Annotated in this window: 21 protein-coding genes and 1 pseudogene; 10 read left to right on the top strand and 12 right to left on the bottom strand. The window is 63.1% G+C overall.

Annotation, left to right across the window (positions count from 1 at the left end; all coding sequences use genetic code 11):
* Positions 1 to 81 precede the first annotated feature (81 nt).
* The 4 genes from pstB to IDM28_RS23100 all read left to right on the top strand — a co-directional run bounded on the left by pstB (position 82) and on the right by IDM28_RS23100 (position 3,856).
* Complete coding sequence (gene pstB, locus IDM28_RS23085) at positions 82 to 915, top strand: phosphate ABC transporter ATP-binding protein PstB (RefSeq protein WP_101322851.1); 834 nt, start codon at positions 82 to 84, stop codon at positions 913 to 915.
* 80 nt (positions 916 to 995) lie between these two features.
* Positions 996 to 1,766 carry a phosphate signaling complex protein PhoU gene (gene phoU / locus IDM28_RS23090; protein ID WP_103435538.1) on the top strand — a complete coding sequence of 257 codons (771 nt, stop codon included), beginning with the start codon at positions 996 to 998 and terminating at the stop codon, positions 1,764 to 1,766.
* Positions 1,767 to 1,930: 164 nt separating this feature from the next.
* Positions 1,931 to 2,830 carry a response regulator gene (locus IDM28_RS23095; protein WP_101322853.1) on the top strand — a complete coding sequence of 300 codons (900 nt, stop codon included), beginning with the start codon at positions 1,931 to 1,933 and terminating at the stop codon, positions 2,828 to 2,830.
* Positions 2,831 to 2,956: 126 nt separating this feature from the next.
* The gene (locus IDM28_RS23100) at positions 2,957 to 3,856 is read left to right on the top strand and encodes a peptidoglycan DD-metalloendopeptidase family protein (RefSeq protein WP_181105904.1); all 900 of its coding nucleotides are present in this window, start codon (positions 2,957 to 2,959) and stop codon (positions 3,854 to 3,856) included.
* Positions 3,857 to 4,001: 145 nt separating this feature from the next.
* Here the strand turns inward: IDM28_RS23100 and IDM28_RS23105 are convergent, their stop codons facing one another.
* The 3 genes from IDM28_RS23105 to phoB all read right to left on the bottom strand — a co-directional run bounded on the left by IDM28_RS23105 (position 4,002) and on the right by phoB (position 7,537).
* On the bottom strand, positions 4,002 to 5,342 hold the full coding sequence (locus IDM28_RS23105; RefSeq protein WP_101322855.1) for a hemolysin family protein: 1,341 nt from the start codon (positions 5,340 to 5,342) through the stop codon (positions 4,002 to 4,004).
* 145 nt (positions 5,343 to 5,487) lie between these two features.
* A complete protein-coding gene (gene phoR / locus IDM28_RS23110) occupies positions 5,488 to 6,798 on the bottom strand; it encodes a phosphate regulon sensor histidine kinase PhoR (RefSeq protein ID WP_101322856.1) in 1,311 nt (436 codons plus the stop codon).
* A 49-nt stretch (positions 6,799 to 6,847) separates the two neighbouring features.
* A complete protein-coding gene (gene phoB, locus IDM28_RS23115; RefSeq protein WP_103435541.1) occupies positions 6,848 to 7,537 on the bottom strand; it encodes a phosphate regulon transcriptional regulator PhoB in 690 nt (229 codons plus the stop codon).
* Positions 7,538 to 7,687: 150 nt separating this feature from the next.
* On the opposite strand from phoB, the gene IDM28_RS23120 reads away from it, so the two are divergent.
* Complete coding sequence (locus IDM28_RS23120; RefSeq protein ID WP_101322858.1) at positions 7,688 to 8,068, top strand: hypothetical protein; 381 nt, start codon at positions 7,688 to 7,690, stop codon at positions 8,066 to 8,068.
* A gap of 54 nt (positions 8,069 to 8,122) precedes the next feature.
* On the opposite strand, the gene ubiA is transcribed toward IDM28_RS23120, so the two are convergent.
* Positions 8,123 to 9,013, bottom strand: a complete 891-nt coding sequence (gene ubiA, locus IDM28_RS23125; RefSeq protein ID WP_150572479.1) for a 4-hydroxybenzoate octaprenyltransferase — start codon at positions 9,011 to 9,013, stop codon at positions 8,123 to 8,125.
* On the bottom strand, positions 9,013 to 9,570 hold the full coding sequence (locus IDM28_RS23130) for a chorismate--pyruvate lyase family protein (RefSeq protein ID WP_101322860.1): 558 nt from the start codon (positions 9,568 to 9,570) through the stop codon (positions 9,013 to 9,015). Before IDM28_RS23130 ends, ubiA begins: the two co-directional genes overlap by 1 nt.
* Before the next feature lie 182 nt (positions 9,571 to 9,752).
* On the opposite strand from IDM28_RS23130, the gene IDM28_RS23135 reads away from it, so the two are divergent.
* From IDM28_RS23135 to IDM28_RS23150, 4 genes are all read left to right on the top strand, one after another.
* Positions 9,753 to 9,920 (top strand): rubredoxin, encoded by a 168-nt coding sequence (locus tag IDM28_RS23135; protein WP_101322861.1) that lies wholly within the window; start codon positions 9,753 to 9,755, stop codon positions 9,918 to 9,920.
* Between the two features lie 33 nt (positions 9,921 to 9,953).
* Positions 9,954 to 11,102 (top strand): NAD(P)/FAD-dependent oxidoreductase, encoded by a 1,149-nt coding sequence (locus tag IDM28_RS23140; RefSeq protein ID WP_188036946.1) that lies wholly within the window; start codon positions 9,954 to 9,956, stop codon positions 11,100 to 11,102.
* A 189-nt stretch (positions 11,103 to 11,291) separates the two neighbouring features.
* Positions 11,292 to 11,633 (top strand): HU family DNA-binding protein, encoded by a 342-nt coding sequence (locus IDM28_RS23145; RefSeq protein WP_101322863.1) that lies wholly within the window; start codon positions 11,292 to 11,294, stop codon positions 11,631 to 11,633.
* Positions 11,634 to 11,786: 153 nt separating this feature from the next.
* Positions 11,787 to 12,164, top strand: coding sequence for a helicase (locus IDM28_RS23150; RefSeq protein WP_101322864.1), 378 nt, complete (start codon positions 11,787 to 11,789; stop codon positions 12,162 to 12,164).
* Between the two features lie 36 nt (positions 12,165 to 12,200).
* On the opposite strand, the gene IDM28_RS23155 is transcribed toward IDM28_RS23150, so the two are convergent.
* The 6 genes and pseudogenes from IDM28_RS23155 to exbB all read right to left on the bottom strand — a co-directional run bounded on the left by IDM28_RS23155 (position 12,201) and on the right by exbB (position 18,914).
* Complete coding sequence (locus IDM28_RS23155; RefSeq protein WP_188036947.1) at positions 12,201 to 13,604, bottom strand: aminoacyl-tRNA deacylase and HDOD domain-containing protein; 1,404 nt, start codon at positions 13,602 to 13,604, stop codon at positions 12,201 to 12,203.
* Between the two features lie 78 nt (positions 13,605 to 13,682).
* On the bottom strand, positions 13,683 to 15,761 hold the full coding sequence (gene recG / locus IDM28_RS23160; protein WP_101322866.1) for an ATP-dependent DNA helicase RecG: 2,079 nt from the start codon (positions 15,759 to 15,761) through the stop codon (positions 13,683 to 13,685).
* Positions 15,762 to 15,764: 3 nt separating this feature from the next.
* Positions 15,765 to 16,691, bottom strand: a complete 927-nt coding sequence (locus IDM28_RS23165; protein ID WP_101322867.1) for a hydrogen peroxide-inducible genes activator — start codon at positions 16,689 to 16,691, stop codon at positions 15,765 to 15,767.
* A gap of 93 nt (positions 16,692 to 16,784) precedes the next feature.
* Positions 16,785 to 17,520 (bottom strand): annotated as a pseudogene (locus IDM28_RS23170) (energy transducer TonB).
* Entirely contained in the window at positions 17,517 to 17,945 is a 429-nt protein-coding gene (gene exbD / locus IDM28_RS23175) for a TonB system transport protein ExbD (protein ID WP_101322869.1), read from the bottom strand. Before exbD ends, IDM28_RS23170 begins: the two are co-directional and overlap by 4 nt.
* Positions 17,946 to 17,948: 3 nt before the next feature.
* Complete coding sequence (gene exbB, locus IDM28_RS23180) at positions 17,949 to 18,914, bottom strand: tonB-system energizer ExbB (protein WP_188036948.1); 966 nt, start codon at positions 18,912 to 18,914, stop codon at positions 17,949 to 17,951.
* A 190-nt stretch (positions 18,915 to 19,104) separates the two neighbouring features.
* Here exbB and IDM28_RS23185 point away from each other — a divergent pair, with 190 nt between their 5' ends.
* Positions 19,105 to 19,983, top strand: a complete 879-nt coding sequence (locus IDM28_RS23185) for an NAD-dependent epimerase/dehydratase family protein (protein ID WP_188036949.1) — start codon at positions 19,105 to 19,107, stop codon at positions 19,981 to 19,983.
* Between the two features lie 38 nt (positions 19,984 to 20,021).
* On the opposite strand, the gene IDM28_RS23190 is transcribed toward IDM28_RS23185, so the two are convergent.
* Entirely contained in the window at positions 20,022 to 20,756 is a 735-nt protein-coding gene (locus tag IDM28_RS23190; protein WP_150571442.1) for a hypothetical protein, read from the bottom strand.
* Between the last annotated feature and the right edge of the window lie 40 nt (positions 20,757 to 20,796).

Consider the following 20,796-nt stretch of genomic DNA (forward strand, 5'->3'; position numbering starts at 1 on the left):
GCGCCGGGCTCAGCAGCCAGGCGCTTTTGCCCAGACCGCAGCTTGCAGCTCGAAGCCGGTAGCTACAAACGGAGTGAAACCATGCAACATGAAACTCAAGCTCATGGCATCGACATGTCGGCCCTGGGTCGCAACAAGCAGAGCCTGCGCCTGGCTGAAGAAGCTGTGGCCATCGAAGTGCCCGGCCTGTCCCTGTACTACGGCGACAAGCAGGCGCTGTTCGACGTCAGCCTGAATATCCCCAAGCAGCGCGTGACCGCCTTCATTGGCCCGTCCGGCTGCGGCAAGTCGACCTTGCTGCGCACCTTCAACCGGATGAACGACCTGGTTGACGGTTGCCGCGTAGAAGGCGAAATCAACCTCTACGGCACCAACATCTACCGCAAGGGCGAAGACGTAGCCGAGCTGCGTCGTCGGGTTGGCATGGTGTTTCAGAAGCCCAACCCATTCCCCAAGACCATCTATGAGAACGTGGTCTATGGCCTGCGCATCCAGGGCATCAACAAGAAGCGCACCCTCGACGAAGCGGTCGAATGGGCGCTACGCGGCGCGGCCTTGTGGGATGAGGTCAAAGACCGCCTGCACGAGTCGGCTCTGGGCCTGTCCGGTGGTCAGCAGCAACGTCTGGTGATTGCCCGCACGATTGCCGTCGAGCCAGAAGTGCTGCTGCTCGATGAGCCGTGCTCGGCGCTCGACCCGATTTCCACGCTCAAGGTCGAAGAACTGATCTACGAGTTGAAATCCAAGTACACCATCGTCATCGTCACCCACAACATGCAGCAGGCGGCGCGCGTTTCCGACTACACCGCGTTCATGTACATGGGCAAACTGATCGAGTATGGGGACACCGATACGCTGTTCACCAACCCGGCCAAGAAGCAGACCGAAGACTACATCACCGGTCGTTACGGCTAGTAGCCGCTGCCGGCTTCACGCCGTCACCGACCCGAATACCTTGAAGCTTGCAGCAGCTGGCTTCTGCGCGGAGCGAACGCATGATCAACAAAGAAAGCCTTACCCATCACATCTCCCAGCAGTTCAATGCCGAGCTCGAAGAAGTGCGCAGCCACCTGCTGGCCATGGGCGGGCTGGTCGAGAAGCAGGTCAACGATGCGGTCACCGCGCTGATCGAGGCTGACTCGGGCCTGGCCCAGCAAGTGCGCGAAGTCGATGAGCAGATCAACCAGATGGAGCGCAACATCGACGAAGAATGCGTGCGCATTCTGGCCCGTCGACAGCCGGCGGCTTCTGACCTGCGCCTGATCATCAGCATTTCCAAATCGGTAATCGACCTTGAGCGCATCGGCGACGAGTCGACCAAGATCGCTCGCCGCGCCATCCAGCTGTGTGAAGAAGGCGAGTCGCCGCGTGGTTACGTCGAAGTGCGCCACATCGGCGACCAAGTGCGCAACATGGTCCGCGACGCACTGGACGCATTTGCCCGCTTCGACGCCGAGCTGGCGCTGTCGGTAGCGCAGTACGACAAGACCATCGACCGCGAATACAAGACTGCGCTGCGCGAGCTGGTCACCTACATGATGGAAGACCCACGCTCGATCTCGAGGGTACTCAGCGTGATCTGGGCATTGCGTTCGCTGGAGCGGATCGGCGACCACGCGCGCAACATCGCCGAACTGGTGATCTACCTGGTGCGCGGCACCGACGTGCGCCACATGGGCTTGAAGCGGATGAAAGCCGAGGTCGAAGGCACCGCAGGCCGCGAGGCTGAAATCGCTAATGTTTTGGCTGAATCGGACGATAAATAGGATTGCTCCCGAGCCTCAACGCCCGGCCCAGTGCCGGGCGTTCTCGTTTGCGGTCGAGCAGCCAGCAGGCACCCGCGAACAGTGTGCGACGCCCCGACCTGATTCGCTGCTTGGCAAATGGCCATCAGTGAGCGTTATGCTAGTCGGGATCAAGAGGAGTATCGATGAGTAAAGTCAATGTGCTAGTTGTGGATGACGCCCCGTTCATTCGCGATCTGGTAAAGAAGTGCCTGCGCAACGCCTTCCCGGGTATGGTCATCGAAGATGCAGTGAACGGCCGCAAAGCCATGGCATTGCTCGGTAAGGAGCATTTCGACCTGGTCCTGTGCGACTGGGAAATGCCGGAAATGTCGGGCCTGGAATTGCTCACCTGGTGCCGTCAGCAGCCTGAGATGAAAGCCCTGCAGTTCATCATGGTGACCAGCCGTGGCGACAAGGAAAACGTGATTCAGGCGATTCAGGCCGGGGTGTCCGATTTTGTCGGCAAGCCGTTCACCAACGAACAGCTGCTGACCAAGGTGAAAAAATCCCTGAGCAAGATCGGCAAGCTCGACAGCCTGATGTCGGGCGGCGTGGCCAAGGTCAATTCGGCGTTTGCCAATGACTCGCTGAGCGCCTTGACCGGTGGTCGCCCGGAGGCTGTCAGAGCCGCTCCGGTAGCCGCCGAGGCTGCCCGGCCGCTGGTCGCCGCAGCAGCACCGAAGGCCGCGCCAAGTGCCGCACCGGCCGGTCGTGGCCAAGGCCAATTGCGCCTCGCCAGCGGCGCGCAAGCCTGTGTGATCAAAGCCCTGAGCCTGAAGGAAGCGCTGCTGGTGGTGCGTCGCAGCGCCAACCTGCCGCAGGTGCTTGAAGGCGCGGTGCTCGACCTTGAGCAGGGTGACAACGCTGAAGTCGCGCGTCTGAACGGCTATCTGCATGCAGTGGCGGCGATGGAGCCGAAGCCGGACAGCGACTGGCTGCAGCTGACCTTCAAGTTTGTCGACCAAGACGCGCAGAAGCTCGACTACCTGTCGCGCTTGATTGCCCGCGGCACTACTCAGAAGCACTTCACTCCCGGCGCGTGAGGCGCTGTCCGACGCAGCCGCGGCCCCTGTCAGCACGGGCCGCGGCTGCGCCGACCAACTGCCATACCCAATGGCAATCCGCCTGCTAGGCTTCGACAGAACCCAACTGTCATAAAGCCACCATCCATGCCCAGCCGCCTGCTGCTGTTCTGTGCCTTGCTCACGGCTTCGGCGTCGAGTGTGGCCATGACGTTGTATCGAACCACTGATGCCTACGGTGTTGTGTCGTACTCCGATCACGACAGCGAGGGCGCCAAGGCCTATGTGATCTTTCGCGAGCCGATCGTCGAGCGCCTCGACGGCCAGGTGCGGCTGTACAGCGAGGTGATTACCGGCGGGATGCGCTTCAGCGCGCACAACGAGCTGTTCGCGCCGGTCGAGGTCGAGTTGCGCCTGCAAGGGCTGAGCAATGCTCAGGGGGGCAACGCGCCGCGGATCGTGCGCAAGGTGCTGCCAGCACGCTCGACCCAGTTGCTCAGCGTGGTCATGGCCCAGCCCGGCAAGCAACTGGGTTATCAAAGCAAACTCGACTACGCCCTCGGCAGCCCGCTGCAGCGGCCGCAGGCATTTCGCTACCCGTTCCCCTGGCGTGGCGGGCCGTTTCGTTTGAGTCAGGGGCCGAACGGGCGCTACAGCCACTTCGGCGCCAAGGGCCGCTATGCGATGGACATCGCCATGCCTGAAGGCACACCGATCGTCGCTGCGCGCGGCGGGGTGGTGATCAAGACCGAGAACAGCCAGAACGGCCGCGGTACCAATGCCTCAGGCAACTTTGTGCGCATTCTTCATAGCGATGGCACCATGGGCGTCTACCTGCACCTGATGCAGGGCTCGGTGGTGGTCGGCGAGGGGCAGCGGGTCAGCGTAGGGGATGCGCTGGCCAAGTCGGGCAATACCGGCAACAGCACCGGGCCGCATCTACACTTTGTGGTGCAGCGCAATGTCGGCCTGGCACTGGAGTCGATCCCCTATCAGTTCGACCGGCCCCTTGGCGGGTTGCCTAATTTCACGGCGGGCAATCCCTGAAATTGGGGCCGCTGCGCGGCCCTTTCGCGACACAAGGCCGCTCCTACAGTTGACCGCGCATGACGTGCTTGCGCGGACCCTGTAGGAGCGGCCTTGTGTCGCGAAAGGGCTGCGCAGCAGCCCCAAAGATGTGGCAGACCGCTGGTTATTCCAGCTTGAGCACCTTAGCCAGAACGATCTTGGGCCCTTTCATCTTCTTGATGATGATGCGCAGGCCTTCGACTTCGAGCAGTTCCTCTTCTTCAGGCACCCGATTCAGCGTCTCGTAGACCAGCCCTGCAAGGGTTTCGGCCTCGATGTGGTCAAGGTCAACGCCCAGCAGCCGCTCGACCTTGAACAGCGGAGTATCGCCTCGCACCAGCAGCTTGCCTGGCTGGTAGGCGAGGATGCCGCGCTCGGTCTTGCGGTGCTCGTCCTGAATATCACCGACCAGCACTTCCAGCACGTCTTCCATGGTCAGGTAGCCGATCACCTTGCCATCGGCTTCTTCAACCAGCACAAAGTGCGCGCCGCCCTTGCGGAATTGCTCGAGCAGCTGCGACAGCGGCATGTGCCGGGACACCCGCTCGAGTGGCCGGGTCAGGTCGTCCAGGTCGACGCTGCCGGGGATATGGTCGAGGTCGGCCAGCTCCAGCAACAGGTCCTTGATGTGCAGCAAACCGGTGAATTCCTCACGCTCGGCATCGTACACCGGGTAGCGGCTGAATTTGTGCCGGCGGAACATCGCCAGGATTTCCTTGAGCGGCGCCTTGGCGTCGAGGCTGATCATGTCCTCGCGCGAGTTGGCCCAGTCGACCACCTCCAGCTCACCCATCTCGACCGCCGACGCCAGTACGCGCATGCCCTGATCACTCGGGTCCTGGCCACGGCTGGAGTGCAGGATCAGCTTGAGCTCTTCGCGGCTGTAATGGTGCTCATGGTGCGGCCCCGGCTCGCCCTGGCCAGCCACCCGCAGGATGGCGTTGGCGCTGGCGTTGAGCAGGTAGATGGCCGGGTACATGGCCCAGTAGAACAGGTACAGCGGCACCGCCGTCCACAGCGACAACAGCTCGGGTTTGCGGATCGCCCACGACTTGGGCGCCAGCTCACCGACAACGATGTGCAGGTACGAGATAACGAAGAAGGCGATGAAGAACGACACGCCCTTGATCAGCTCCGGCGAGTCGACGCCAAAGTACGCCAGCAACGGCTCGAGCAGGTGGGCGAAGGCCGGCTCACCGACCCAGCCCAGGCCTAGCGAGGCGAGGGTGATACCCAGCTGACAGGCAGACAGGTAGGCATCGAGCTGGTTGTGCACCTTGCGCAGAATGCTGCCGCGCCAGCCGTGCAGCTCGGCGATCGAATCGACCCGGGTCGAGCGCAGTTTGACCATGGCGAACTCGGCGGCAACGAAGAAGCCGTTGAGCAAGACCAGGAACAGTGCAAAAAGAATCATGCCGAAGTCGGCAAACAGGGAGGTGACGCTGATACCAGGGGAAGGGTCCATGATGGGGTTTTACGGGGTCCGTCTGCGAAAATGATGATAAAAAGCCGCCAGCTGTGCCGGCGCAGGACAGCCAATGTAGCGGCTGAGGCGGCAAAAGCAAAGGGGGGGCAGGGCGGCGTCGGTCAGTGCCAGCCACCCGCTGTGGCTATCTGCCCTTGCCGATATCCATCTGCACAGCGGCAAAATGGCAGGTAAAGGTGCTGCCGTGGCCGGGCACGCTGCTGATCTCCAGCCGCGCGCGGTGGCGCAGCAGCACGTGCTTGACGATCGCCAGGCCCAGGCCGGTGCCGCCGGTGTGGGAGTTGCGGCTGGAGTCCACCCGGTAGAAGCGTTCGGTCAGGCGCGGCAGGTGCTTGGCCTCGATCCCCATCCCCGAGTCCTGCACCGACAGGTGCGCGCCCTGTTCATCGGCCCACCAGCGGATGCGGATGTTGCCGCCGTCCTGGGTGTACTTGACGGCGTTGAACACCAGATTGGAGAACGCACTGCGCAGCTCCGACTCGCTGCCCTTGAGGTAGACCCCAGGGCTGGCCTCGAGGCTGATGTTCTGCTGGCGCGGGCCAGACAGCGCCTGCGCATCGGCCTTGATCGCGGTGAGCAACGCATCGACTGCCACGGGCTGGTTGTCCGAGGGGTAATCGGTGGCTTCGAGCTTGGCCAGCAACAGCAGGTCGTTGAGCAGCGTCTGCATGCGCGACCCTTGCTGGCTCATCTGCTGCAGGGCGCGGGTCCAGCGTGGATTGACGTCTTCGACGTTATCCAAGAGGGTTTCCAGGTAGCCGCTGATCACCGTCAACGGCGTGCGCAGTTCGTGCGAGACGTTGGCGACGAAGTCTTTGCGCATCTGCTCGAGCAGGTGAATGCGGGTGACGTCGCGCACCAGCATCAGGTGCTCGTTGTTGCCATAGCGGGTGATGTGCAGCTGCACCCGCATGCGGTCGTTGATCGGCGAGGGGATTTCCAGCGGCTCAAGGTAGTTTTCTGCTTCGAAGTATTCTTTGAAGCGTGGGTGGCGGACCAGGTTGGTTACCTGCTGGCCGCCATCCTGCGGGGTCTTGAAGCCGAGCAGGGTTTCCGCTGCGCGGTTCCACCATTCCAGATTGCCGTCGCTGTCGAGCATGATCACCGCGTCACGCAGGGCAGCCGTTGACTCCTGGACTCGGTCGATCACTGCCTGCAAGCGCCCGCGCACGCGCTGATCGCGGCGTTGCAGGTGGTAGATGCTGTCGAACACCTCGCCCCACAGGCCGTAGCCGTCGGGTGGTGCTTCGTCGGGTTGATGGTTGCGCAGCCAGTCGTGCAGGCGCAGCAACTGCTTGAGGGTCCAGCCCAGGTACAGCGCCAGGCCGATGGCAAAGCTCCAGCCATAGTAGCCGCTGACCAGGCCGCCAATGATGCAGACGGTGATCAACAGCAGCAGGTGGCGAATCAGGGTCGCATGCCAGTTCTGGTTCAATTGTTACGGTCCTTGTACAACAGTGTGCAGCCAGCTGCGCAGGCGTCGCTCAGCTTTTGGTCGAGAAACGATAGCCAGTGCCGCGCACGGTTTGTACCAGATTTTCGTAGGCCTCACCCAGCGCCTTGCGCAGGCGGCGGATGTGCACATCGACGGTACGCTCTTCGACGTAGACGTTGCCGCCCCAGACCTGATCGAGCAACTGGCCACGAGTGTAGGCGCGCTCCTGGTGGGTCATGAAGAACTGCAGCAGGCGGTATTCGGTTGGGCCCATCTCGGCTGGCTTGCCGTCGATGGTGACGCGGTGGCTGATCGGGTCGAGCAGCAGGCCGCCGATCTCGATTGGCGACTCGCTGTCGCTCGGGCCGGTGCGGCGCAGCACGGCTTTCAGCCTGGCGACCAGTTCCCGCGGCGAGAACGGTTTGGTGATGTAGTCGTCGGCGCCGACTTCCAGGCCCTGGATCTTGTTGTCCTCTTCGCCCTTGGCGGTGAGCATGATGATCGGGATGTCGCCGGTCAGTTCATCACGCTTGAGGCGGCGCGCCAGCTCGATGCCCGAGGTGCCCGGGAGCATCCAGTCGAGCAGGATCAGGTCCGGCTTGCGGTCGACGATAATCGCGTGGGCCTGCTGCGAGTTCTCCGCCTCGAGGCAGTCATAGCCGGCCATTTCCAACGCAACGGCGATCATCTCGCGAATGGGCGCTTCGTCGTCGACGATCAGAATGTTCCTGCCAACCATGCTCTCAACCTCTCCTGAATTGGATGTCTTGGCCCGCATTAGATAACGGAATTATTGCAGTCGTGTGACAAGTCGTGGGCTGCCACTGCAAGTATCGACGGCTGAGCTAGGCTGTAAATCCCAACCCCCGAATAAATACGGTGAAATCCAATGACACGATCAACGCTGAACTGGATGGCCTTCTGCGCGGTTTTGGCGCTGCCGGGGGTAGCCCTCGCCGAGCATGGCGGCATGGGCATGGCCAAGGGCGGCATGCTGGTGGATGACAAGGGCATGACCTTGTACACCTTCGACAAGGACAGCGACGGCAAGTCGATGTGCAACGGCGACTGTGCCAAGAACTGGCCGCCGCTGATGGTCAAGGAAGATGACAAGGCTGCGGCAGGCAAGTGGACCCACATCAAGCGCGACGACGGCAGCATGCAGTGGGCCTACGATGGCAAGCCGCTGTACACCTTCGTCAAGGACACCGAAGCCGGCAAGACCACCGGCGATGGCATGAAGGACGTCTGGCATGTAGCCAAGCCCTGACGGCATCGCCGCGCCCTGCGCGAGCGCCTGACAGCGCTGGCACAGGGCGCGCAGTCAGCCCAGGGCGTAATCCAGCACCACGCCGATAAAGATCAGCAAGCCTGCCCAGTGGTTATGCAGAAACGCCTTGAAGCACGCGTCGCGATCCAGCTTGCGCGTCGACCAGAACTCCCAGGCAAAGCACACCAACGCACCCACCAAGCCGAGGTGGAACCAGCCGCCCAGACCGAACTTGATGCCCGCCAGCAGCAGGCAGGCCAACGACAGCAGCTGCAAGCCAAGAATGATCGCCCGGTCGGCCTCGCCAAACAGGATCGCGGTGGATTTGACCCCGATCTTCAAATCGTCATCGCGGTCGACCATGGCGTAGTAGGTGTCATAGCCCACCGTCCACAGCAGGTTGGCGATGTACAGCAGCCAGGCGCTGGCAGGCAGATCGCCGCCGGCGGCGGTGAAGGCCATCGGGATACCCCACGAATACGCTGCGCCCAGGACCACCTGTGGGTAATAGGTGTAGCGCTTCATGAACGGATAGCAGAACGCCAGGGCGACCGCACCGAACGACAACCAAACCGTCTGGGCGTTGGTGCACAGCACCAGCAGGAAACTCGCCGCCACCAGCACGGCGAACAGCACCAGCGCCTCGCGTGGCTTGACCCGACCGCTGGCCAGCGGCCGGTCGGCGGTGCGTTTGACGTGGCCATCGACCTTGCGGTCGGCGAAGTCGTTGATGCAGCAGCCGGCCGCGCGCATCAGCACTACGCCTAGGCCAAAGATCAGCACATTGGCCACCGTCGGCGCGCCCTGGCCGGCAATCCACACCGCAGTCAGGGTCGGCCACAGCAACAGGTAGATGCCGATCGGCCGATCCATGCGGCTCAGCTGGACGAAGTCCCAGGCGCGCGGGTGCAGGTGGTTGAGTGATTTCAGCAGTTGCAGGTACATCAGCCGGTTACCTCGCTGGAGGCTTGCCACAAGGCCGGCAGAAACACCTCGGCCACCAGTAGTTGCAGGCCATCACGCTCGAAGCGCGAGCGCCGGCCCCACAGATTCGCAGCAGCGACTTCAATCGGTAGCCAGTGCTGCGGGTAGCTGCACACCTCGATAGGGTGGCGCACAAAGGCCTGATCGCAGAACAGCAGCTCACCCAGCGAACGGCTGCCCAGGGTTTCCAGGTCCAGCCCACCGCGCTCCAGCGCGCTGCGCCCGGCCACGCTGCGGGCGAATACCCAAGGCTGGCCATGGCCACGCAGGTAGACCTCACGGACCCAGCCTTGCGCACCAGGCTCAAGGCCAAGCGCCAGGCATTCGTCATCGCGCAGCGGCTGCCAGCCCTGGAATAACGGGGTGACACTGAAATGATCAGCAGACAGGGCAGTCAGGCGGCGGGTCAGCGAGCCTTCATCGAACAGCCAGTCGAGGGTCGGCTGGGCAAGCGTGGTTGCCAGCTGTGGATACGGCAGCCACGCAACAGCGGCTGCTAGCGGGGATTCGTACGACACGTCGGTATGCTTGTTACAGCCAGAGAGGCGCCGAGCTTAGCATGATTGCCTGCGCTGCTTGCATACTGCAGGCTGGGCCAGTAAAAAGCCCGTGGCAGCCGCACGAGCCATAACTCAGCCTGTTGCGTGCAACAGTGCGATAAGCGGCAAGGCCAAGCCTGAACCTGGATGAGGAGCTGTTGATGAAGAAGTGGCAATGCATTGTATGTGGCCTGATCTACAACGAAGCCGAGGGCTGGCCGGATGACGGTATCGCGCCGGGCACCCAATGGCAGGATGTCCCTGAAGACTGGCTGTGCCCGGATTGTGGCGTAGGCAAAAGCGACTTTGAAATGATCGAAATCGCCTGATAGCAACCCTTGGCAACGTAAAAGGAATACGGCATGACCTCCCCAGTAGTGATCATCGGCACCGGCCTTGCGGGCTACAACCTGGCCCGTGAGTTTCGCAAGCTCGACGGCGAAACGCCGCTGCTGTTGATCAGCGCTGATGACGGCCGTTCCTATTCCAAGCCAATGCTGTCCACTGGCTTCGCCAAGAACAAGGACGCCGACGGCCTGTGCATGGCAGAGCCGGGGGCCATGGCCGATCAGCTCAAGGCGGAGATCCGTACGCACACGCGCATCAGCGGCATTGATCCTGGGCACAAGCGGCTGTGGATCGGTGAAGAGGTGGTCGAGTACCGTGACTTGATTCTCGCGCTGGGCGCACAGACAGTACAGCTGCCGCTGCAGGGCGACGCGAGCGATGCGGTGTTTGCGATCAACGACCTTGTCGACTACGCCCGCTTTCGCCGCGCTGCGGCAGGCAAGCAGCGCGTGCTGATTCTCGGCGCCGGGCTGATCGGCTGCGAGTTTGCCAACGACATGAGCCTCGGTGGTTTCCAGGTCGATGTGGTTGCCCCTTGTGAGCAACTGATGCCGACCCTGATCCCGGCTGCCGCCGCAGGCGCGGTGCAGGCAGGCCTGGAGAGCCTTGGCGTGCGCTTCCACCTAGGCCCCGTGCTGGACCGCCTACAGCGCGATGGCGCTAGCTTGCAGGCGCACTTGTCCGACGGCCGCGTGATCGCCTGCGACCTGGTGGTCTCGGCCATTGGCCTGCGCCCGCGCACCGAACTGGCCGCCGCGGCCGGGCTGGCGGTCAATCGTGGGGTAGTGGTGGACCGTCAGTTGCGCACCTCGCACGCCAATATCTACGCCCTGGGCGATTGCGCCGAGGTCGATGGCATCAACCTGTTGTACGTGATGCCGTTGATGAGCTGCGTACGCGCGCTGGCGCAGACCTTGGCCGGCAATCCGCAGGCGGTGGCATACGGGCCGATGCCGATCACCGTGAAGACCCCCGCTTGCCCACTGGTGGTCGCGCCACCGCCGCATGGCCGCATGGGCGTGTGGCAAGTGGAAGGTGACGGCGCCGATCTCAAGCTGACCTGCCACGATGAGGCGGGTGCGCTGCTCGGCTATGCCCTGACAGGCAGCGCCGTCATGGAAAAACTCGCTCTAAATCGGCAGCTTCCGGCGCTTATGGCGTAAATGGCTGGCGTTCTGTCGCTTATGCCGTTGGCTTACCGACACAATGGCCGTGCTGATACTGGCGCGGTCCCGGTTGGCGTGCCATTCTCACTCGCGTCTGCCGCAGTTTAGAGCCTGCGGCGCCTTGAGCGCTGCCTCCCCTGGCAGCACGGCAATAACAACAAGAATTCCCGTCCAAGAGGCTTCACTATGCGCAAACCAGAACTCGCCGCTGTCATCGCTGAAAAGGCCGATTTGACCAAGGAAAAGGCCAATGAAGTACTTAATGCGATCCTCGACAGCATCACCGGGGCCCTCGATAAGGATACCGTTACCCTGGTTGGCTTCGGCACTTTCGAGAAGCGTCACCGTGGCGCCCGCACTGGCAAAAACCCGCAGACTGGCGAGCCAGTGAAGATCAAGGCCAGCAACACCGTTGCGTTCAAGCCAGGCAAGGGTCTCAAGGACACGGTCAACCCGACCGGCAAAGCGGCAGCACCGGCCAAGGCCGCTGCCAAACCCGCTGCCAAGGCTGCCGCGAAGAAAAAGTAAGCGGCTCGTTGCTAGCGGTTGCAGAGCCAATCAACGGGCGCCTTTATGGCGTCCGTTTTGCTTTCCATAGGGTAACGGTGGCGGGCTTGTATAAAGTGTTCTGAAAGAGGATAAACTCAGCGCTTTCAGTCACATTACAGTCGAGTCTTGCCGATGAAGTTCCGTTTTATTCTGTGGGCCATGGGCTTGTTGATGGCCCGTGCCAGCCGCAACAATCCGGCGTTCCAGCAGCAGCTGCGGGACAAGGATCTGGTGTTCCAGATGCAGACCCTGGATGGCAAGGTCGCCCGTCACTTCATCGTCAGCAACGAGCGCATCAGCAGCAAGGCCGGGCAACATGCGCAGCCAGCCTTCGCGATTGCGTTCAAGGACGCCGCCTACGGCTTCGCCACCCTGCAGGCCAGCAACAAACAGCTGGCGTTCATGCAGGGGATTCAGGACAAGAACATCCAGATCAAGGGCAATCCGGCGCTGGTGATCTGGTTCCAGGGCCTGATGAAGTACCTGAAACCGCGCAAGCGCAAAGCCTGAGCGAGCGGGGCGCCTGACGCCCCGGTGCTGGTCAGCTCAATGCGGAGGGTGGAACTGCGAGGCCAGTTCGCGCAGCAGCGCTTCTGCTTCGAGCACCTTGCTGACGACATCGTCGGCCTTTTCGCGGCTCAGCCCCAAGCGCTCGAGCAGGGCATCGGGGATTTCTTCCTGCGGCCCTGAGCCAATCCCGCGCGAACGCAGCAGGCTGGTCGCCAGGCAGACCAGATTGGGGAACACCGCCAGTTCGCCATCGTAGCCAGGATCGTGCTGGAAGCGCAGCGCGTTGGACAGCTCTTCAGGCATGTCCCACAGCTTCATCAGCCACGCGCCGATCTGCTCACGACTGATGCCGAGCAGATGCTGTTCGATGTAGGTATGGCTCAGGTGCGGGTTGACCTCCAGGTGGCGGCAGATCAGCGAGAAGTGCGGCGGGAACACGTGCGCCAGCAGCAGGTAGCCAAAGTTGTGCAGCAGCCCGGCGAGGTAGGTCAGGCCAGCTTCCGGGCGCTCGGCGCGGGGCATGGCGCGGGTCAGGCCCTCGATCACGGCAGCGGTGTAGATCGACTGCTGCCAGTACGGCGTGGCCTGCTGCGGGTGGTCCTTGGGCAGGCTCAGGGTCTTGCCCAAGGCCAGGCCCAGTGCCAGGTTGATCACCAGATCAAAGCCGAGCACACGCACGATGGCGTCTTCTACCGAACGGATCTTGCCAGGTGAGGCGTAGTACGGCGAACCGGCCCAACTGACCACTTGCGCGGCCAGCGCCGGGTCGGTTTCGACCACACCGGTGATGTCGTCGATGCTGGCGTTGGGGTCGACCCGCAGCTTGATGATCTTTTGCGCCGTGTCGGCCAGTGGTGGAATTTCGATGGTTTCTTCCAGGCGCTTCTGGATCCGCCGCGCGGTGAACGCCTGCACCGCCTGGGTGATCTCGTGGGGATCATCGTCAGGACGGTTGAGGTTGGGCTGGATGTCCGCCACGGTCTGGCCGAATTTGCCTGCGCTGGCCTTGCTCAGCATGCGCTTGAACGCGCCGCGCTCGATCTGCAGCAGCAGGCCGCGTTCGCCCGACTGGATCAACAGCGCCTCGGCCTCGAGCAGGCGTTCGTCATACAGGCAGGGCGAGCTGGTCAGGGCCGGTAGGGCAGGCAGCGCTTTGAGTTTGTGCTTGTCGAGCATCTGGTTCAGGCGCGTCAGCGGCACGGCGTGCAGCTTGCGCCCGGTCAGCTCGGCGAGGCGATTGAGGTCCAGCAACTGAGTGTGCGGGAACAGCACCAGCAGCGCGCCGATTTCGTCATCGAGCAGCACCGCTTGAACACGCGAGGCTGCAGGCAGGGACGGATGCTCCGGCACCTCCTTGTAAGCTACGCCGAGCTTGTCCAGCAGTTGGCGGATAACAGACGGTGCTTGCGGGGATGCGGCGTCCAGGGCTGCTTCAGTCATGAGCTGGATCCAATAGTTTCTTTAAACGCGAAGTATAACCAGTCTGAACGGCAGGCTGGTTGCGTAGTGGGACTTGTGTCACACCTGGCCATATTGCTGGCCATGGCGCAGCCAGCGATCGAGCAACGGGCTGACGTGTGCCGGCCAACGCGTAAGCAGCGCCTGGGCGGCGTCGCGCACGGCTGGCAGCAAGTCGGCGTCGCGCATCAGGTCAGCGACCTTGAACTGGAGCAGGCCGGTCTGGCGCGTCCCGAGCATTTCGCCAGGGCCGCGCAGTTCGAGGTCTTTCTCGGCGATGACGAAACCGTCGTTGGTCTCGCGCATGATGCCCAGACGCTCGCGGCCGACCTGCGACAACGGCGGGTGATAGAGCAACACGCAGTGGCTGGCGGCGCTACCGCGGCCGACCCGCCCGCGCAGCTGGTGCAGCTGGGCCAGACCAAGCCGCTCGGGGTTTTCGATGATCATCAGGCTCGCGTTGGGCACGTCGACGCCGACTTCGATCACCGTGGTCGCCACCAGCAACTGCAGGTTGCCGGCTTTGAACTCGGCCATCACTGCAGCTTTTTCGGCTGGCTTCATGCGCCCGTGGATCAAGCCCACGCGCAACTCGCCCAGGGCCGCGCCGAGGTCTTCGAAGGTGCTTTCGGCGGCCTGGCAGGTCAGCTCTTCGGATTCTTCGATCAGGGTGCAGACCCAGTACGCCTGGCGCCCTTCGGCGCAGGCGGCGCGGACCCGTTCGACCACCTCGAAGCGGCGGCTGTCGACTACCAGTACGGTATTCACCGGGGTGCGGCCGGGCGGCAGCTCATCGAGCACCGAGGTGTCGAGGTCAGCGTAGGCGCTCATGGCCAGCGTCCGCGGGATTGGTGTGGCGGTCATGATCAGCTGATGCGGGCATTGCTCGCCGGCCACGCCTTTCTTGCGCAAGGCCAGCCGTTGCTGAACGCCAAAGCGGTGCTGTTCGTCGATGATCGCCAGCGCCAGATGCTTGAACTTGACCTCGTCCTGGAACAGCGCGTGGGTACCGACCACCATCGGCGCGCCGCCGGCGATCTGCTCCAGGGCGCTGACCCGGGCCTTGCCCTTGAGCTTGCCGGCGAGCCAGGCGACTTCGATGCCGAGCGGCTCCAGCCAGCGCTTGAAGGTGATGAAGTGCTGCTCGGCGAGGATCTCGGTGGGTGCCATCAGGGCGACCTGGTAACCGGCTTCCAGCGCTTGCAGGGCAGCCAGGGCGGCTACCACGGTCTTGCCCGCGCCGACGTCGCCCTGGACCAGGCGCAGCATCGGCTCGGGTTGGCTAAGGTCGTAGGCGATCTCGTTGCCGACCCTTTGCTGGGCACCGGTGGGGTTGAACCCCAGGTTGGCCAGGTACTGCGCAGGCAGCCGGCTGGCTTTGGGCAATGCCGGCGCGCGCAGGCTGCGTAAGCTCTCGCGCAGGCGCTGCTGGGACAGCTGGTGAGTCAGCAGCTCTTCGAAGGCGAGGCGGTGCTGGGCCCAGTGATGACCCACCGCCAGCTCTTCCAGATCAGCATCGGCGGGCGGGTTGTGCAGGTAGCGGATCGCCTCGTCGAGCGGCGCCAGCTGATAATCGTTGGCCAGCTCCGGCGGCAGCCAGTCTGGCAGGCTGCGCGGGCCGAGCATGGCCAGGCTTTGCTGGCACAGCTGGCGCAGGCGCTGCTGGGTCAGGCCTTCGGTGGACGGGTAGATCGGGGTCAAGGTCTGCTCGACCGGCGGCGCCGGCTCGCTGCCGTTGAGGGCGCGGTATTCCGGGTGGTAGATCTCCAGCCCCGAAGCACCTGGGCGAGCCTCGCCGTAGCAACGTACATGAGTGCCGCGCTTGAGGGCTTCTTTCTGCGCATTGCTGAAGTGGTAGAAGCGCAGGCTCAGCACGCCGGTGCCGTCGCCCAAGCGCACCACCAGGCTTCGGCGCTTGCCCATGGTCACGTCGGCGCCACTGACCACGCCTTCGATGACCGCGTCCTGGCCTGGGCGCAACTGGCCGATTGGCACTACGCGGGTACGGTCCTGATAACGCAGGGGCAGGTGGAACAGTACGTCCTGCAGGTTCTCCAGGCCGACCTTGGCAAGCTTTTCAGCCATTGCCTCGCCGACGCCCTTGAGTTCAGTGACCGGCACCTTGGACAGCTCGCTCATGACTCAGGCCGACTGTTCCACGGGTGGCTTGACCACCGAACACAGCCGGATCGAGTCGGCCAGGATCTCGATCGCCTTGGGCCGCGGGAAGCTCGCGCGCCAGGCAATCGCCACCGTGCGGAAGGGCGTCGGTGCGGTCAGCGGGCGCACTTCGATGATGCCTGGTGCGTAGTGATGGCTGTGCACTGCCGACAGCGGCAGGATCGAGATGCCCAAGCCCGAGGCGACCATGTGGCGGATGGTTTCCAGCGAGCTGGATTCGACCGTGGTGTGCTTGGAGCCGTCGTTGCCTTTGGCCAGGGTCGGGCAGGCTTCGAGCACCTGGTCGCGGAAGCAGTGGCCTTCACCGAGCAGCAGCAGGCTCTTGTCGTTGAGCATGGCCGGGTCGATGGTCTTGCGTGCGGTCCACGGGTGATCTGCCGGCATCAGCGCGCAGAACGGCTCGTCGTACAGCGGCAGGGTCAGCACGTCGGCCTCGTTGAACGGCAGGGCGATGATCACTGCGTCCAGTTCGCCGTTGCGCAGTTTCTCGCGCAGTACGTGGGTGAAGTTTTCTTCGATATACAGCGGCATCTGCGGGGCGACCCGGTGCAGCTGTGGAATCAGATGCGGGAACAGGTACGGGCCGACGGTGTAGATCGCGCCGACCTTGAGTGGTGCGGTCAGCTGGTTCTTGCCGGCCTGGGCCAGTTCACGGATGCCTTGCGCCTGCTCCAGGACCTTCTGCGCCTGGGCGACGATGGTTTCACCGACCGGAGTCAGGCGAACCGCGCTCTTGCTGCGTTCGAAGATCAACACGCCAAGCTCGTCCTCGAGCTTCTTTACCCCGACCGACAGGGTCGGCTGGCTGACGTGGCAACGCTCGGCAGCATGGCCGAAGTGCTGCTCTTGGGCGAGGGTGACGATGTAGCGGAGTTCAGTGAGGGTCATAACGTGCGTCCATGAAGTTGCAGCCCCAGCATAGCGGCTGCAATTGATAGACGCACGTTATCAGACTTGCGCTTTTGTGACAGAAACAAAGTGTCAGCGTTTATCCAGCGAGTAGACGAAGGGTGCTACCACTTCGATCGAGCCATTGGTCAGCAGCTCTGCCGGCGGCTTGGGCAGCGAGCCCGCACGGCGGATCATTTCCATGGTCGCTCGGTCCAGTGCTGCGCTGCCTGAACCACCGGCCAGCGAGTAGGACAACACCTTGCCGTCGGCGTCGACCACGAAGCGCAACCGGTTGATGCCTTGCAGGCCACGCCGGCGGGCGTCTTCAGGGTACCGCTTGTACTTGGCCAGGTGACGCAACAGATCGCTCTGCCAGGTCGGCAAGGCCTTACTGTTGGAGGCGATGCTTGGCGCTGGCGCTGCCGATTTCTGCGGTGGCGTATTGCTCGGCGGCGTATCGACTACCTGCTCATCGGCGGGTGGCGCTTCCTTGGGCGGCTCAGGCTTCTTCTCGGGCTTGGGCGGCTGCGGTTTGGCCTTCGGCTTGGGCGGCTTGGCAATCGCGATTTTCGGTTTTGGAGCCTCCAACCAACTTCGGTAGCGGCGGCTCTTCGACCGGAGTCGGAGGCTGCGGAGCGACCTTGGGCGGTGGTGGTGGCGCTGGCTCAGGCAGCGGTGCCAGCTCGACCATCATCGCTGCCGGGGGCAGTTCGATGGCCTGAGGCACCGACCAATTGAGCGTCAGCAGCACAGCGATGGCATGGACACCCAGCACGATCGCCAAGCTGCCGCTGTAACGCGCCAGTTTGTGCCGCGTCTTGATCATTTTTTGGCTGCCGTCTCGAGACCTACCAGACCGACCTTGAGGTAGCCGGCCGCGCGCATGTTGTTCATCACTTCCATCAGGTCGCCGTAGTCCACGCCTTTATCGGCCTGGAAGAAGATGGTGGTCTCCTTGTCGCCCTTGGTCTTGGCGTCGAGCATCGGGCCAAGCTGGCTGGGCTGAGCAACCATATCGTCGCCGACGTACAGCTTCTGGTCGGCCTTGACGCTGACAAACACCGGTTTCTCCGGCCTCGGCGCCGGTTTGGCGGTCGAGGCGGGCAGGTCGACCTTGATGTCGACGGTGGCCAGGGGAGCTGCGACCATGAAGATGATCAGCAGCACCAACATCACGTCGATGAACGGCGTAACGTTGATTTCGTGGTTTTCGGCGAGGTCATCGCCACCTTCGTTAAGATGCAGGCCCATGGCTTACCCCACTTTCACCATGTGCGGGGCGACGCGTTCGCCACCCTGGTGGTCGAGGTCGCGGCTGACCAGCAGCAGGACTTGCGCCGAAGCGTCGGACACCTGTGCGCGGTAGCCAGCGATGGAACGCGCGAAGACGTTGTAGATGACCACTGCCGGGATGGCCGCTACCAGGCCCAGAGCGGTCGCCAGCAGTGCTTCGGCGATGCCGGGTGCAACTACTGCGAGGTTGGTGGTCTGGGTCTTGGCGATGCCGATGAAGCTGTTCATGATGCCCCATACGGTACCGAACAGACCTACGAACGGCGCGGTCGAACCAATGGTGGCGAGCACGCCGGTACCGCTGCTCATGTTACGACCGCTGGCGGCAACCAGGCGCTCGAGGCGGAAGCTGACGCGCTCCTTGATGCCTTCTTTTTCGCGAGCGTTGGCCGACAGGCGCATTTCTTCGAGGGCGTCATGCACCAGGGTGTGGGCCAGGGTGCCTTCCTTGTTGGACGCTTCAGCAGCTTCCTTGAGGGTGGAGACGCGCTTGAGCGCTGCAATTTCGCCGCGCAGGCGGCGCTTGGCGCCCATCAGCTCGAAGCCTTTGGCGATCCAGATGGTCCAGGTGATGATCGAGGCGATGGCCAGGCCGATCATCACGATTTTCACGACGATGTCGGCGTTCTTGTACATGCCCCATGGCGACAGGTCGTGGGCCATGCCCAGCGAGGTGTCTTCGACCAGCGGCTGCACGTTGTCTTCGGCAGGTGCCTGAACTTGCCCTTCGGCAGGTGCGGCGGCTGGGGCCTGGCCTTCAGCGGCGGGCGCGGCAGGCGCGGTAGCGGCAGCTGGGGTGGTGGCAGCGGTGGCGTTTGGCTCATCGGCCATGGCGACCGGGGCCAGCACCAGGCTGAACATCAGCGCGGCAATGGCGCGCCAGGCGCGCGACTGGGTTGGCGAAGCGGAGGGTTGAGTACGAGTCATGCTGGCCGGACCTGATGAGTAGAATGAGTTGACGTTCATCACGGCCCCGAGGCAGGCCGAGAACAGATAGGTCGCCATTATTGCAATTAATTCTTGTTAACAAAAGTAATACAGTATCTTTTTTTTACCTTTGTCTAGCCGTTGATCGCGCAATCCGGCTAGCCTGATCCTTTATCAGTGGAGCTGAATGATGTCGGAATTGTCTGCTTTGATCGTCGGCTGCGGCGATGTCGGCGGCCGACTGGCCCTGCAACTGCTTACCAGTGGCTGGCATGTGAGCGGCCTGCGGCGTTCGATCGATCAATTGCCGGAAGGCGTCCAGCCCGTCGCAGCTGACCTCACTGATGCGCAGATTCCTGCGGCCTGGCCTGAGCGTGCACCTGACTATCTGGTGTACTGCGTGGCTGCCAGTCAACATGACGAAGCCGGTTATAAGGCGGCTTACGTCGATGGCCTGCGTAATGTGCTCAGCTGGTTGCAGGCGCGCGGGCAACAACCGCGGCGGCTGCTGTTTGTTTCCAGCAGTAGTGTGTTTGCTCAGCAGGATGGCCAGTGGGTCGACGAAACGGCGCCGACCGAGCCTACGGGTTATTCCGGAAAAATCATGCTTGAAGCCGAGCAAGTGGCGTTGAAAAGCGGCATTCCCGCCAGCGTGGTGCGCCTGACCGGCATCTACGGGCCGGGCCGTGAGTGGCTGCTGAGCCAGGTTCGCCAGGGCTACCGGGTTGCCCAGCAGCCGCCACTGTATGGCAACCGGATTCACGCTGAGGACGCAGCGAGCCTGCTGGCCTATCTGCTCGCCGCGGATGTCCGTGGCGTTACCTTGGAAGACTGCTATATCGGCGTCGACGACGACCCGGCGCCGCTAGCCGATGTGGTCGCCTGGTTGCGCGAGTACCTTGGCGTTACCCAGTGGTCGGACGAACAGCGCGTGCGCCGCACCGGCAGCAAGCGCTGCAGCAATGCCCGGGCGCGAGCATTGGGTTGGGCGCCGGTGTATCCGAGTTACAAGGAAGGCTATGCGGCGATTTTGCGGGGGGGCAGCCAAGCCTTAGGGTGGACCCAGTAATCGCTGGGGCCGCAATGCGGCCCCAACGCCACCTACTATCAGCTACGTTCCAGCAACCACTGCCGCGGCCCGGGCGCCAGCTGCGGCATCTCGTCCGGCTGGGCACGGTTGATAGCCTGGAAAATCTCCAGTTGGTCACCGCTGTGCTTGAAGATAAACGGCGCGCCACGTTGATCGCGCTCCAGCCACAGGCTGTCGTTGGCACCGCCCATGGTCGCGCAATCGCCGCCCAGGCACAGCGCATAGCGATTCGGCCCGGGCAGCCCGGTTACGCTGCCGGTGTCGCTGAACTGCACGGTCTCACCTTTGCCGGTGCCTTCGATGATCTTCCAGTTGCCACCCAGATACGCGCCATATAGCGCCTTCTCGAAGGTGCTACCGACCGGTGTATCGGCAGCGGCTGGCGTCAGCGCCTTGCTGAATGCCTGCTCTTTGCCGCTTTCGGTAACGGTAACCAGCTCCTTGCCTTTGAGCTGCAGTGGCGCGCTTGGGCCGCCGTCGAAGTCGACTTGCCATTGCTTGTCGCTCAGGCGCAGGCGGCCGTTGACGTTCTCGTAGCCGTTATAGAGGTAGCTAGCCTGTTGGCTGGCGACGTCGACACGGACTTCCGACACCGGGCCGTTGGCTGCCAGCGCCTGGCGCAGGCTGCCACCTTTGGCGGCGGCGTCGATGGCTGCCTGGTTGATCCAGGTGCCGTTGTAGTCTTCAGGTTTGTGGCTGGAGCAGCCGCCCAGAATCAGGGCTGCCAGCGCGAGGGGCAGGGCGTGACGCATGGTGGGGAGACCTTCAGGCAGAGGAGGGTGACGGGCAGGG

It is taken from the genome of Pseudomonas sp. EZ-C24 (assembly GCF_014525325.1).
Lineage (GTDB): Bacteria > Pseudomonadota > Gammaproteobacteria > Pseudomonadales > Pseudomonadaceae > Aquipseudomonas > Aquipseudomonas shirazensis.

Bases quoted from the DNA above. Each gene is read 5' to 3' on its own strand.
- IDM28_RS23165 (WP_101322867.1), bottom strand. From the start codon at position 16,691: ATGACCCTCACTGAACTCCGCTACATCGTCACCCTCGCCCAAGAGCAG.
- recG (WP_101322866.1), bottom strand. From the start codon at position 15,761: ATGAGCGAGCTGTCCAAGGTGCCGGTCACTGAACTCAAGGGCGTCGGC.
- IDM28_RS23095 (WP_101322853.1), top strand. From the start codon at position 1,931: ATGAGTAAAGTCAATGTGCTAGTTGTGGATGACGCCCCGTTCATTCGC.
- IDM28_RS23150 (WP_101322864.1), top strand. From the start codon at position 11,787: ATGAAGTTCCGTTTTATTCTGTGGGCCATGGGCTTGTTGATGGCCCGT.
- IDM28_RS23145 (WP_101322863.1), top strand. From the start codon at position 11,292: ATGCGCAAACCAGAACTCGCCGCTGTCATCGCTGAAAAGGCCGATTTG.
- IDM28_RS23140 (WP_188036946.1), top strand. From the start codon at position 9,954: ATGACCTCCCCAGTAGTGATCATCGGCACCGGCCTTGCGGGCTACAAC.
- IDM28_RS23135 (WP_101322861.1), top strand. From the start codon at position 9,753: ATGAAGAAGTGGCAATGCATTGTATGTGGCCTGATCTACAACGAAGCC.
- phoU (WP_103435538.1), top strand. From the start codon at position 996: ATGATCAACAAAGAAAGCCTTACCCATCACATCTCCCAGCAGTTCAAT.
- IDM28_RS23105 (WP_101322855.1), bottom strand. From the start codon at position 5,342: ATGGACCCTTCCCCTGGTATCAGCGTCACCTCCCTGTTTGCCGACTTC.
- IDM28_RS23190 (WP_150571442.1), bottom strand. From the start codon at position 20,756: ATGCGTCACGCCCTGCCCCTCGCGCTGGCAGCCCTGATTCTGGGCGGC.
- IDM28_RS23100 (WP_181105904.1), top strand. From the start codon at position 2,957: ATGCCCAGCCGCCTGCTGCTGTTCTGTGCCTTGCTCACGGCTTCGGCG.
- IDM28_RS23120 (WP_101322858.1), top strand. From the start codon at position 7,688: ATGACACGATCAACGCTGAACTGGATGGCCTTCTGCGCGGTTTTGGCG.
- ubiA (WP_150572479.1), bottom strand. From the start codon at position 9,013: ATGTACCTGCAACTGCTGAAATCACTCAACCACCTGCACCCGCGCGCC.
- phoB (WP_103435541.1), bottom strand. From the start codon at position 7,537: ATGGTTGGCAGGAACATTCTGATCGTCGACGACGAAGCGCCCATTCGC.
- exbD (WP_101322869.1), bottom strand. From the start codon at position 17,945: ATGGGCCTGCATCTTAACGAAGGTGGCGATGACCTCGCCGAAAACCAC.
- IDM28_RS23185 (WP_188036949.1), top strand. From the start codon at position 19,105: ATGTCGGAATTGTCTGCTTTGATCGTCGGCTGCGGCGATGTCGGCGGC.
- IDM28_RS23155 (WP_188036947.1), bottom strand. From the start codon at position 13,604: ATGACTGAAGCAGCCCTGGACGCCGCATCCCCGCAAGCACCGTCTGTT.
- exbB (WP_188036948.1), bottom strand. From the start codon at position 18,914: ATGACTCGTACTCAACCCTCCGCTTCGCCAACCCAGTCGCGCGCCTGG.
- pstB (WP_101322851.1), top strand. From the start codon at position 82: ATGCAACATGAAACTCAAGCTCATGGCATCGACATGTCGGCCCTGGGT.